A 13,989-nucleotide genomic window follows, 5' to 3' on the forward strand; every position below is an offset into this window, starting at 1 on the left:
TATTAGAATGAAAAAAAATATAAGTTTATTATTATTTATTATGTCTATATTTGCAGCTATATCAACTATATTTAATGTAACAGATGATATTATTAGAATTATAAATATAAGTTTTATAACAATTATTTGTATACTTGAAGTGATAAAGAATATTTCAAAATTAAGTAGTTTATATATAAGAATTATTACTATAATACAATTAATTATAACTATATTATCCATGATACATGGATTTTCAGGATTTGAATATATAGTAGTTATATTAATATTTGAGATTTTAAATCATAAAATAAATCCAATTGTATGCACAATTATTAGTTTATTAATACCATATTCAATTTTAAAAGAAAACATATTTAATATAACAATTTATACAATAATAATTCTATTATATTTATATGAAGTGAAAAAACAACATATAAACAATGAGGAATTAAAGGAATTTAATAAGGGTCAAAGATATGAACGACATATTATGGAGGAAAAGATTAGAAATCTTGAAAAATATCTTGAACAAAATAATATTACTGCAAGTTTAAGGGAAAGAAATTTTATAGCACAAAAATTACATGATCATTTAGGGCATAGAATAACTAGCTCACTTTTACAACTTGAAGTTACAAAAGAAACACTGGGAACTGACAATGAACTAAGTAAAAAATATTTAATAAGTGCCATGGAAAATTTAAGAGATGGTATGGAAGAAATTCGAAAAGTTTTAAAGAATATTAAACCACGAGATAAAGTTATGGCAATAGAAGATATTAAAGAAGAACTTTTAAATTTTGAGTACACCTCTGGAATAAAGACTAAGCTAAGAATAGAAGGCAATACTGAAAAAATCAAATTAAATTTTTGGATTATTATAGAAGAAAATTTAAAAGAAGCATTAACGAATATAGCAAAGTATTCAAATGCCACAGAAGTTATTGTTTCATTTTATATATATAATAAAATTGCAAGAATAGAAATACATGATAATGGAGAAGGATGCTTAAATCTTAAAAAAGGACTTGGAATAAGAGGAATGGAAGAAAGAATGCAAGGGATTGGTGGACGACTTAATTATAAAAGTGAAAATGGTTTTGTAATTAACATGATGTTAAACTTAGGGGGAGTATAATGAGCGTAAAATTATTAATATGTGATGATGATAGTTTAATTAGAGAAAGTCTAAAAATACTATTACCGCTAAAGGGAGACATAGAAATAGTAGCTGAAGCGGGAAATGGAAATGAAGCCATAAATGCCTGTTTAAATAATAATGTAGATGTTGCTTTAATAGATATAAGAATGCCAATTTTAAGCGGTGTTGAAGCTGTTAAAGAAATTACTAAAAAAACTAATACAAAATGTTTGATACTTACAACTTTTGATGAACAAGATTATGTTAATGAAGCTCTTAGTTATGGTGCAAAAGGTTATATATTAAAGAACAACTCTCCAGAACAAATAGCTAATTCAATTATCTCTGTTCATAATAATACAATTGTTATGAATGAAAACATATTAAAAAAATTACAAGTTAAAAGTTCAGAGCCATCATTTAATAAATATGATTTTACAGATAGAGAAAAAGATATAATAAAAGCTATAGCTGAAGGACTTAACAATAAAGAAATTAGCAAGAAATTATATATAGGAGAAGGCACTATAAGAAACTATATAACAACAATACTTAATAAAACAGGATTAGAGCATAGAACTGCTATTGCAGTTAATTATTTAAAAGGGAATTTATAGTTTTTCATAATTTAATATGACAATTGTAATGTTAAAAGGTGATATTTCTAACTAGAGATAGGCATCTTTTTTTTATATACTTAATTTATAGGAGATAGGGAGGTTTAAGTTATGAAGATGTTAGAAATAAAAAAGATATATAAAGACTATGGAAATCATATTGCAGTAGATGGAGTTGACTTAGATATTGTAGAAGGTGAGATTTTTGGATTATTAGGTCCTAATGGTGCTGGAAAAAGCACTTTAATCGGAATAATATGTGGACTTATAAAAAAGAATTCTGGTGAAGTAATTTATGAAGAAACCACATCAAAAATTAGAAAATGGAAAGAAAATATAGGTATAGTTCCCCAAGATTTTGCATTATATTGGGATTTAACTGTTGAAGAAAATATAAGTTTCTTTTGTTCATTATATGGATTTAAAGGTGAGGAATTAAAAAAAAGGACTTTAAAAACTTTAGAGTTTGTAGAACTTTATGATATGAAAAATAGAAAGGCATCAGAACTTTCAGGTGGTATGAAAAGAAGGTTAAATATTGGATGTGCCATTGCTCATTCACCTAAACTTATTATAATGGATGAACCTACAGTAGGCATTGATCCACAATCAAGAAATCATATTTTAAAATCTATATTAAAACTTAAAAGAGAAGGAGCTACCATCATATATACATCACATTATATGCAAGAAGTTGATGATATTTGTGATCAAATTGCAATAATGGATAATGGAAAAATTATAGCAAAGGGAACTAGTGAAGAGCTAAAAAATCTTATAGGTGATAAAAGAATATTTAATATTGCAGTATCAAAAAAAATTGATAAATTAGAAGATAAACTTTTAGAGATAACTGGTGTTGAAAAAGTGTTATTTAGTGAAAATAGTTATAAAATTTCTACACTTAAAAGTAGTAATTTAATAGTAGATTTAGTTAGTAAAATAACTAGTAATGGTGGCGATATTCAAAATATATTAAATGAAGATCCAAATTTAGAAACAGTATTTTTGGGACTAACAGGAAAAAAATTAAGAGAATAGGAGGTATGTATATGTTTTTATCCATGATAAAAAAGGAATTTAAACATTTCTTTAGATCAAAAAGTGATGTCATAATGATGTTTGTATTTCCTATTGTCTTAATAACCGCTTTAAGTATGGGATTAAAAAACATGATGACAAGTCAAAATGTTTTTGGTACTAAGGATAATCCTTCCATGGTATATTATACAATGGATAATAATTCAAAATATAAAGATGGATTTATAAACTTTAAAAATATTTTAGAAGATGATGTAAATATTAAATTTAAAGAAGTTAAATCACAATCAAGTGTTATGGATGATATAGATAAAAATGAAGCTATTTTACATGTAAATATAGAAAAAGATGGATTTAGCATCTATACTTCTAAAAATGGTGAAAAAACTAAAAGTAAAGTATTTAGAAGCATATTTGAAAATATGTTAAATGAATACGCTGTTTATGAAACCATAGGAGAATTTAATCCTAAGGCTTTTGAGAATTTAGTGAAAAATAAATATGATGAGTATATAGAATTAGATAAAAGAAATTCATCTAGAGAAGTTACCTCATCTGAATATTATACTTTTGCAGAGTTAGCCTTAATTATATTATTTGTATCTCAAGTTGTTGGGGAAAGCGTTTATAAAGAAAATAAATTAGGAACTATGAATAGAATACAATTATCTAAAGTTAAAGAAAGCTCTATAATTGTAGCCAAAGTAATGTTTGGAGTTTTTATATCAATTTTGCAAACAATATTGGTATATTTCTATTCATCAATAGTTTTAAAAGTTAATTGGGGCGATAACACCTTGAAATTTATCTTATTATTTATATGTTTAGGATTACTTTCATCTATTATAGGCGCAATTATGGGACTAGTTGTAAAGAGAGATAATGGTGTTGCAGGAATGGCAAATATAATTATATTTATTTTGTGTTTATTAGGTGGATGTTATATGCCATTAATTGTTATTACAGCAATTCCAGTAATAAATAAAGTTATGTATTTAAGTCCAATTTATTGGATAAATGTGTCTACAAGTACTATGGTTTGTAATGTACAGTCCAATGCATATATTATTGCACTTATTGAAATTGTATTTTTATCATTATTTTTGTTATTAGTATATAAATTAATCCTTAGAAAAAAGGAGGCACTTTTAAATGATTAGTATAATGAAAAATACATTCAGAATATTTTATAAAAGAAAAGGTTTTATTATTACTTCACTAATATTACCATTAATATTAGTTATTTCAATATCACAGTTAAATATTGCCTCTTCTCAATACAAAATTGGATTTATAAATAATGATAAAGGTAAAATAGGTAGTGTTATTGAAGAAAAACTAAATAATACAGATGTTATAAAAGTTATACCATTAGAAAATGATGAAAATTACAAGAGTGATTTAATATTTCATAAATTTGAAATGATAGTTACAATAGATGAAAATTTTACTGAAGACATTTTAAATGGTAATCTTAATAAAATAAATATTAAATCTATAGCTCAAAGTGATATGGAACCAACTATTGAAAAAATAATTAATAATGAAGTTAAAAGCATTTATACTATATGTAATAATATTGAAGTAAATAAAGTTGGGCTGGAAAAAGTATTAGATAAATTCTCAATGTCACAACCTAAGTATGAAGTGCAAAGTATAGAAAGTAAAAAAGCTAGCATATTAGATTCTTTAGGTACTATTTTTTATATAATATTTATAGTGGCCGGATTAAGTTGTTCATTTTTGTTGGAAGATGAGTTAGGAGGAACAAAAGATAGAATATTAATGGGAAAAATTAATGAAAAGCAGTATTATGGAGGATTAACATTTTTATTCTTTATTATTACTTCAATGCCAGCTATAGAATATTTTTTAATATGTACATTATTAAATTACAAATTTGGATTTGAAAATAGAATTATTTTACTATTACTTGTATTACTATTTTCATTATTTGCTGTAGTATTTAGTGTATTGCTTGCTTCTTTAATTAAAAAGAAAACTGTGTTAACCTTAGTCAATTCATGCCTTATGATACCAATATTCATGTTAAGTGGATGTTTTTGGCCTTTTGAAATGATGAGTGAAAATGTACAAAAAATAGGTTCAATACTGCCACCAAGGTGGATAGTTCTTGCTATAGAAAAATTACAAGCAGGAGAAAATTTAAAAGGAATATTACCTATAATAATTGCGTTTCTATTATTAATAACACTTTTATTCTTATTAAGTGTCTTTTTTACTAGAAATAAAATAATTTTAGATAAAGAATAGTTACTTTAAGCACCTAAATTTTTAGGTGCTTTTATTATGTAACTTATGTTACAGAATAAAATATTTAAATAAGGTATATTATAAATATAAAAATTACACAAAGAGTTTTAATTGTATTTAAAGGAAGTGACGTTATGGAAAATATAAATATAAATAATATAGAAAAAAGTAAAGAAATTTTATGTGAAAATGACAAATTTAAAAGTATATATTTCAAATTTGATGAAGGCAAAGGACTACCTAATCATGTACACAATGGTTTTGCTACAATCCAAGTAGTTAAGGGAACTATAGCTATTAGTTTTAAGGATGGAAATAAGTTTGAATTAATAGAAGGTGATTTTTTACCTTTTGATGCAACAATAGAACATAATGTAATAGCTAAGGAAACTAGTAAAGTAATAGTTACAATTTCAAAATCTACCCAATTACATAATATAAAAACATTTAAAAAATAATATTGAACAAATTAATACTCACTGAACTATAGAAATACAATTTTAAACTTTAAGTTATTCATGTTTCAGTTGAGAATTTTAATGCTAACTATTAATCTATATTTTTAAAATTGTAATATCTCTAGTATCATTTGAGAAAAAGATTACTTTGAATTTGAACTTGGAACCCTATAAAATACATTGATTCAGTTAGTATTTTTAATAATTACTTTGTATAAATGGATTTTATTAGAATTTTACATAGTGTTACATATAATAATAAATAATACTGTTATATGGAGAAGATAAAATGAATTCTAATAAAAAGTTATATCCAGCTTTAATTAATAAAAGGAATGGAAAGTTATATGGATACATTAATGTGAAAGGTGAATGGATTATAAAACCTAAGTACAATAATGCATATAATTTCACGGATAAAAATATAGCTATAGTTGAGAAAAATAATAAATACGGATTAATTGATAATACAGGAAAATATATTATCTATCCTAAATTTGATAGTATATCTAATTTTAAAGAAAACAGAGCTGTATTTAATTTAGATAATTTTATGGGTGTAATTGATGAAAAAGGGAAAATTATAAATGAAAGTAAATATCAATTTATAAGTGACTATAATGAAGGTAGGGCTATTGTTGGAACTTCATCAGAAGGTGGATTTTATAGTTATGGTTATATTGATTTAAATGGTAATGAAATTATAAAACCTAAATATCAATCTGCAAGTCAATTTAATGAGGGTTTTTCAATAGTTAAGATAAATGATAATGAGTATGCATTGATTAATCTTAATGGTGAAATAGAAAGTACTTATAAATATAACACTGTGTTTGGATATGGAAATGGATTAATGGTGTTTTCAAAAGATTTACAAGGAACGTATGGATATGTAGATAAAAAAGGTAATGTAGTTATACAACCATTATATGAAGTAGCAGAAGGTTTTAAAGATAATGTAGCTATAGTTAGTGAGGGTAATGATTTTAACGGACCTTATGGATTAATTGATTTAAAAGGTGAGTATATATTAAAACCTATATATGATGATATAAAAATGTTAGGTGAAGAAATGATAGCACTAGGAAAATCTATTGGTGAAGATAAGTTTGTAAATAGAAAGATATATGCTATAGGAACTACTAAGGGCAAAATTCTAACTGATTTTATTTATTTACAAGTTGGAGAATATAAAGATAATATTTCCTATGCTTCAGATGAAGAATATACATTTTTCATAGATAAGTCTGGAAAAATAGTTAAAAATCTTCCCATTGTTAAAGGTAGCGGACAACTTTATATAGAAAATAATATAATTTATTCATATATAGATTATGAGCCATATTATTTATATAAATCAGGTAAAATAATGTATAAGCCTAGCGAAATTATTAAATTAAATAATAAGTATTTTGTGATTAATATGAAATATAAACCTAATATAAATTATTTGATTTATTATCCTAAAGTAGAAGGTGTAAAAAGTAAAAAGGTAGAAAGAAGTATAAATTCTAAATTAAAAGAAATGTCTTATTTCAAGCCTTATGGTGAATCAGATGATAATAATCAGAGTACTGTAATAACTAAAAATGATATATTAAATTATGACTATTATGGAGATTTTAGTGTTAAGTTTTTTAAAAAGGATTTACTAATTTTAGATATAACAGGATATTATTATCCAATAGGGGCTGCACATGGAATGCCATCAAGAAAGACACCAAGTATAAATCTAGTTACAGGTAAGTTTTATACAATAGGTGATTTATTTATGGGTGGTGTGTATTGGCTTGGAGAGATAAATAAAATTATTGAAAAAATAATAGCCACAGATAAAGATTATGATTATGTGTTTAAAGAAGATTTCAAAGGAATAAAATTTGATCAAGATTTTTATATAGATCAAGATAACTTATATATTTATTTTTCACCATATGAAATTGGACCATATTCTGCTGGCTTTATTACTTTTAAAATACCATTTTCAGAAATTCAAAGAATGATAAATAAAAATGGTGAATTTTATAAATCATTTAACTAAATTGTAGAGGGTCTCAAGTCCTATATTGTTTGACACAAAATAATTTTGAGTATAGAATTGATTTCATAAAATAACTTACTAAGGAGAAAAAGTATGAGAAACTTGGATTTAATTTATAATCGTAAAAGTATAAGACAATTTAAAAATGATGCAGTACCAAAAGAAGATATTATTGAATTAATAAAAGCTGGTACTAGTGCACCATCACCTAAGCACCAACAGAACTGGCATTTTGTTATACTTCAAAATAAAGATATTATAAATAAAATGGCTGATATAGTTACTAGAAGTCATGAAAATATAGGTAAGCTTGCAAAAAATGAAAAAGATTTAAAAAAACATATGAGTGTAATTAATTATTATACATGTTTTAAAGATGCTCCAGTAGTAATTTTAGTTTATTCATGTGAATATAAAATGATAGAGTATAAGATATTAAAAGAAAATAATGCACCAAAAGAAATTCTTGATGTATTAGTATCTCCACAATCTGCTGCTCAAGGAATAGGAGCTGCAGTTCAAAATATTTTATTAGCTGCAACAGAAATGGGATATGGCACATGCTATATGACAGGTCCTACACATGCTAAAAAAGAAATTGAAAATCTTATAGGTTTTGAAAAAGATGGATATCAGTTAATGTCTATGATTTCATTAGGTGTACCTGAGGAAAATACACCTCCAAAGCCACCAAGAAAACCATTGGAAGATGTTTTAACATTTATTGAATAAAATAGAAATCCCTTATCTATAAAGTTTATACTTAAAGATAGGGGATTTTTTTATTAGAACCTTACAACATTGTAATGTTGTTGAAATATTAATCGATGTATATTCTTTTTAGATAAAAGTAAACTATTCTTACGAAATATATAATGTTTTTATAAAAATCGGAGGAATAAACATGGAAATATTAAAAATTAACAATCTTAATAAAACTTATACTGGAAAGGTTTCATATAAAGCATTAAAAGATATAAATTTATCTATACAAGAAGGTGATTTTGTAGCTGTTATGGGACCTAGTGGAAGTGGTAAATCTACTTTGCTAAATATAATTTCAACAATAGACATGCCAACAAGTGGAGAAGTTATTATAAATTCAAAAAATCCACATGAATTAAAAGGTCAAGCTTTATCAAATTTTAGAAGAAATGAATTGGGATTTGTATTTCAAAATTTTAATTTGCTTGATACATTAACTATCGGAGAAAATATAGTTTTGCCACTAACATTAGAAGGAATATCTATAAGTGAAATGGATAAAAGACTTGAAAAAATAGCTAAAGATTTAAGTATTGAAAATATATTAAATAAAAGAACTTTTGAAATTTCAGGCGGACAGGCACAAAGAGCTGCAGTTGCTAGAGCAGTAATTAATAACCCATCAATATTACTTGCAGATGAACCAACTGGAAACTTAGATTCAAAAGCTACTAATGATGTTATGAAAATATTTGAGCATTTAAATACAAATAACAATGTAACTACACTGATGGTAACACATGAACCATATACAGCAAGTTTTTGTAAAAAAGTTGTATTTATAAAAGATGGGGAAATATATAAAGAAATACATAAAAGTAGTTCTAATGAAGAGTTTTATGAGGAAATATTGAAAGTAGTAGCTCACATTGGAGGTGCCAGATAGTGAATTTTAAAAAATTTGCATATAATAGCGTTACAAGAAATTTCAAATCTTATTTAGGTTATTATTTTAGCTCCACTATATCTATAATGATGTTTTTTATTTTTGCTATGTCAATGTTTCATCCATCTGTTGCAAGTGTTGGAATACAATTTCATAGTTCACTTGGCATGGCTCTTACCTTTACAGAAACTATAATTGCATTATTTTCTTTACTATTTATTGTTTACTCTTTGGGAACTTTTGTAAAAAGTAGATATACAGAGTTCGGAACACTTTTTATATTAGGTATGTCACCAAAACAGTTTAAAAAATTTGTATTACTTGAAAATTTAATAATAGGATTTGCATCTATAGTTTCAGGCATTTTAATAGGATTTATATTTGCAAAACCATTCTTAAAATTAATAAGTGATTTATTTCAGACAAAGTCAGATACATTATACTTTCCAAGTACTGCAATAATACTGACATTCATTGTATTTACATTATTATTTATAATAACAAGCCCAGTAACTATAATTCTAATAAAAAATAAAAATGTAATAGAATTATTAAAAGGTACTAAAAAGCCAAAATCAGAACCTAAGACGTCAATATTTTTAGCTATAACAAGTGTGGTGTTACTATCTGGAAGTTATATGGTTGTCCTTTTTCAATTAGAAAATATGGAGTATTTAATGTTTATAGCTTTAATGTTAGGAACTTATTTATTTTTTAGCCAGTTTTTTGTTTTAATATTAAAAATGATAAAAAGAAAAAGAAGTTTTTATCAAAATAAAATAAATGTATTATGGATAAGTAATTTAATATATAAAATTAAAGATAATTGCAGATTATTATTTTTAATAAGTATTTTGTTATCAGGTACCTTAGTATCTATAAGTGTTTTATCTTCACTTGGTGAAAAGCAATTAGAAGCATCTAAAAGTGGTTTTCCCTTTAATATATTTTATATGAGTACAGAAAATAATAAAATATCAGATTCACAAATGAAACTTATAGAAAACACATTAGATAAAAATAAGTATAATTTTAAAAAATATGAATATAAGTTTTTAAATACAAATGATAGGCAATATGTAATTAATAATTCTGAGTTTAATAAAATAGGAGCTGTACTTGGATATAAAAAGATTAGGTTAAATAGTGATGAAGCTGCATTAATACCAACAAAAAGTTCACCAAATTCTATAAAATCCCTTAATACAATTAATGAATTTAACATACAAGATGTGAATTTGCATGTTAAATTCATTGTAGAAGGTCCATTACTAGCTGAAGGATTTTATAATAATATGCTAGTGGTTAGTGATGATATGTATAAAATATTAGAAACTAATAAATCCACTATTTCATGGACAGGATATGGATATAATTATAATGGTTGGGAAGATAGTCTTGAAATGATTGATAATTTAAATAATGAAAGAAAAACAAATGCTGATAATGCATTTGGAGAAATGGGAAAATTTGATTATGAGTATTTTGCTACATTAACAGATGTTTATCAAGTTGAACTTACATCAACAAAAACTATGTTATTTGTTGGGACATTTATAGGCATAATATTTTTCATAGGTAGTTGTAGTTTCTTATATTTTAGATTTTACACTGACTTAATTTTTGATAAAGAAAAATACAAAAATTTATCTAAAATTGGATTATCTTATACTGAGATGAAAAAAATCTTAAACATAGAAATGAGCTCAATATTCTTTATTCCATTTATAATTGCTACATTAAATGCTGTGTTTGCAATATTGATTTTAAAGTCAATGAACGGAAGCTTAATTGGACTAAAAGGATTGCTAGTTCCTATAATATTTTTTGTAATATATTTTATATATTTTGTAATATTAAAATCAATTTATATAAAATCAATATCAAATGAAATATTAAGCTATAAAAAATAATAACTAAAATAAAAAAAACATATCAATAATTTTTTATTGATATATTTTTTTATTTCTAACTCAACTAATGGTTGATGTTATCTAAAAATATAAGTTATTGTTATAAAAAATTTTATACTATACAATTTAAATATAAGATAAATAAAAGGGGGCTTTTAAAAATGGATTTAGAGCTTGGAAAACAAATAAAAAGATTACGTATAGATAAAGGTGTAACACAAGAAGAATTAGCTAAATACTTTGGTGTATCATATCAAGCAATCTCAAAGTGGGAAAATAATATAACATCACCAGATATTCAACTTTTACCACATATAGCTTCTTATTTTGGTGTTACAATAGATGAATTATTTAAAATATCTACTGAGGAAAACTTAAAAAGAATTGAAAATGCCATAGACGAAACTCACTTTATAAGTGATGAGAAATTTAATTCTTATAAGTCTTTTTTACTTCAACTTATAAGAAATGAACCGAAAAATTCAAAAGCATATTATGTTTTAGCATCATTATATTTAAAAAGATCTGAATGCGATAAAGAAATATCTAGTATTTATATAAAACAAGCTTTGAATTATGAACCTTTTGATAAAGATTATCATTCAGTTCTTGTAAAATCTGAAAATGGAGCAGCAGGGGATTGGTACTGTAGTTGTAACTTTGAATTAATTAAGTTTTACAAGGAGTTTACAAATAAATATCCAAATTATAGAGCAGGTCATGCTTTTCTTTTTGACCAATTAATTCATGATAAAAGACTTGATGAGGCAAGTGAAGTTTTAAATCACATGAAATCTATAGAAAATTATGTGGAACATAGTTTTTTTGAAGGTGATATAGAGTTTGAAAAGGGCAACCTAGATAAAGCTTCTGAAATTTGGGACAAAGCATTAGAACAATTTAATAACAATTGGGCTGCTTATTTTATACGTGCAGAAAGATATTTAAAACTATCTAAATATGAGAAAGCTATAGAACATTATAGAAAATCCATAGATTATAGCAAAAGCCCTAGAATGATTGATGCTGATATAGCCATAGCAGAAATTGCAGAATTAATAGGAGATTATAAGTTAGCAATAAATGCAAGAAAACATGAAATTAAAATTTTAAAAGAAGATTATCATATATTAAGTGGTGAATCAGTTGATAAACCTCTAAGAGAAATAGAACGATTAAATTCAATGATATAAAATTAAAGAAAGAATGAGTTGTTATGAGAAAATATCTTTATGAAATACGATTTTTAATTTTAATTCAAATAATATGTGATGCAGTAGTTACATTGACTGTTGCATTAGGACCATATCTTCAAAAGTTACTATTTGATACTGTTTTAAAAGAAAACAAAACATGTTTAAGTTTTATACATTTAATTTTAATATATATATTTTGTAATTTAATAGGCACAATATTTTTTTATTTATCTATGATATATAATTTTAAATGTTCTTTAAAGTTTGAAATGTCATTAAAAAGAGATTTTTTTAAATCAGTTTTTAATTATAATTATGAAGATTTTTCATCTAGAGATATAGGTGAATATATATCTATCCAAGGAAATGATATATTAAATTTAGAAATGGATTATTTAACACCAATAATAACTATTATTAAGGCTGTTAACATGCTTATAATTTATGGAATAATTTTATTTGTATATGTAGACTTTAGAATCGCTACTACTATAGTATTAATATCATGTATAGCTATAGTAATACCTAAACTTACATCATGTACACTATCCAAAAAGAGAAATAATTATTTAAATGAGATGGGATTATATGTATCAAAAATTACAGATTTTCTTCAAGGTTTTAAATTAATTAACTCTAGAACAATAAGTAAAATTAATGCTGAACATGAAAAAGCACTTAACAATGTAAAAGATAAAAGATTTATATACGGTAAATTTAAAAGTTTTACATATAGTTTAAGTGAACTTTTATTAAATATTTTAAATGCGGCTACATTTATTATAGTAGGAATACTTTTATTTAACAGGAAAATAAGTATAGGTACAGCAGTTGCTACTTTTGGATATGTGAATTGTTTTGTATCACCACTAAATGATATATTGTATTCAATTAACTCAATTAGTTCTTTAAAAGATACAAAGAATAAAGTTATAGATTATATAAACAACTATAAATATACAACTTTGAAATATAAAAATGATTTTAAAAATCATATAGTTTTTGATCATGTAAATTTTAGCTATAATAAATTTAATATAGATGATATATGTTGTAAGTTTGAAAAAGGAAAAAAATATGCAATAATTGGTCATAGTGGTTCAGGAAAATCTACACTTATTAATATGATTATGAAATACACAAAACCATTAAGTGGGAAAATATTAATTGATGAAGAAAATGTATTAGATTTAAATATGGACAACATTGTATGCACTATTAATCAGCACGAGCATATATTTAAAGATGATTTTTATAATAATACTACGTTATTTTCATCATATCCTAAAGAAAATTTAAATTATGTAATGGAAAAATTTAAGTGTGGAATATTTAATAGAATAAAGAGTGAGCCTTATAGTAATTCATTAAGTGGAGGTGAAAAGCAAGTATTAGCATTTATAAGAATGTTAACATCAAAATCGTCTATATGCATTATGGATGAACCATTTTCGGCTCTAGACGTAAATACTACTAAACTTTTACAACATAATTTACTTAACATGAAAGATAAAACTGTAATTATAGTAACACATGATTTATCTGAAATTTTAGAAGAATTTGACAAAATTATTTTGATGGAAAATGGAAAAATAATTGAAATTGGAGATTATGAAGAAATATCTAAAAGTGATGTATTTAAGGAGCTAAAAAGAATAATTTAATATGAATA

General features: G+C 24.3%; 12 protein-coding genes. All 12 read left to right on the forward strand.

Annotated features, from left to right (window positions below; translation table 11 throughout):
- Positions 1-7 precede the first annotated feature (7 nt).
- The 12 genes from BN346_RS06965 (at position 8) to BN346_RS07020 (ending at position 13,981) form a co-directional block, all read left to right on the forward strand.
- Positions 8-1,123, forward strand: coding sequence for a sensor histidine kinase (locus tag BN346_RS06965; protein ID WP_040327412.1), 1,116 nt, complete (start codon positions 8-10; stop codon positions 1,121-1,123).
- Positions 1,123-1,743: a response regulator transcription factor gene (locus BN346_RS06970; RefSeq protein ID WP_040327413.1), complete on the forward strand. Its 621-nt coding sequence runs from the start codon at positions 1,123-1,125 to the stop codon at positions 1,741-1,743. Before BN346_RS06965 ends, BN346_RS06970 begins: the two co-directional genes overlap by 1 nt.
- 111 nt (positions 1,744-1,854) lie before the next feature.
- On the forward strand, positions 1,855-2,784 hold the full coding sequence (locus BN346_RS06975; protein WP_040327414.1) for an ABC transporter ATP-binding protein: 930 nt from the start codon (positions 1,855-1,857) through the stop codon (positions 2,782-2,784).
- 11 nt (positions 2,785-2,795) lie between these two features.
- Positions 2,796-3,944, forward strand: a complete 1,149-nt coding sequence (locus BN346_RS06980; protein WP_040327415.1) for an ABC transporter permease — start codon at positions 2,796-2,798, stop codon at positions 3,942-3,944.
- Positions 3,937-5,058: an ABC transporter permease gene (locus tag BN346_RS06985; RefSeq protein WP_040327416.1), complete on the forward strand. Its 1,122-nt coding sequence runs from the start codon at positions 3,937-3,939 to the stop codon at positions 5,056-5,058. The genes BN346_RS06980 and BN346_RS06985 overlap by 8 nt, the downstream gene beginning before the upstream one ends.
- Before the next feature lie 134 nt (positions 5,059-5,192).
- The gene (locus BN346_RS06990) at positions 5,193-5,516 is read left to right on the forward strand and encodes a cupin domain-containing protein (RefSeq protein ID WP_040327417.1); all 324 of its coding nucleotides are present in this window, start codon (positions 5,193-5,195) and stop codon (positions 5,514-5,516) included.
- Positions 5,517-5,805: 289 nt separating this feature from the next.
- Positions 5,806-7,557, forward strand: coding sequence for a WG repeat-containing protein (locus tag BN346_RS06995; RefSeq protein ID WP_051540143.1), 1,752 nt, complete (start codon positions 5,806-5,808; stop codon positions 7,555-7,557).
- Positions 7,558-7,650: 93 nt separating this feature from the next.
- A complete protein-coding gene (locus tag BN346_RS07000) occupies positions 7,651-8,289 on the forward strand; it encodes a nitroreductase family protein (protein WP_040327419.1) in 639 nt (212 codons plus the stop codon).
- 172 nt (positions 8,290-8,461) lie between these two features.
- Complete coding sequence (locus BN346_RS07005; protein WP_040327420.1) at positions 8,462-9,208, forward strand: ABC transporter ATP-binding protein; 747 nt, start codon at positions 8,462-8,464, stop codon at positions 9,206-9,208.
- Positions 9,208-11,121 carry an FtsX-like permease family protein gene (locus BN346_RS07010; protein WP_040327421.1) on the forward strand — a complete coding sequence of 638 codons (1,914 nt, stop codon included), beginning with the start codon at positions 9,208-9,210 and terminating at the stop codon, positions 11,119-11,121. Before BN346_RS07005 ends, BN346_RS07010 begins: the two co-directional genes overlap by 1 nt.
- Before the next feature lie 161 nt (positions 11,122-11,282).
- Entirely contained in the window at positions 11,283-12,314 is a 1,032-nt protein-coding gene (locus BN346_RS07015) for a helix-turn-helix domain-containing protein (protein ID WP_040327422.1), read from the forward strand.
- Between the two features lie 23 nt (positions 12,315-12,337).
- Complete coding sequence (locus BN346_RS07020; protein ID WP_051540145.1) at positions 12,338-13,981, forward strand: ATP-binding cassette domain-containing protein; 1,644 nt, start codon at positions 12,338-12,340, stop codon at positions 13,979-13,981.
- Positions 13,982-13,989: the final 8 nt, after the last annotated feature.

The sequence above is a fragment of the Clostridium ihumii AP5 genome (assembly GCF_000612845.1).
Classification (GTDB): domain Bacteria; phylum Bacillota; class Clostridia; order Clostridiales; family Clostridiaceae; genus Clostridium_J; species Clostridium_J ihumii.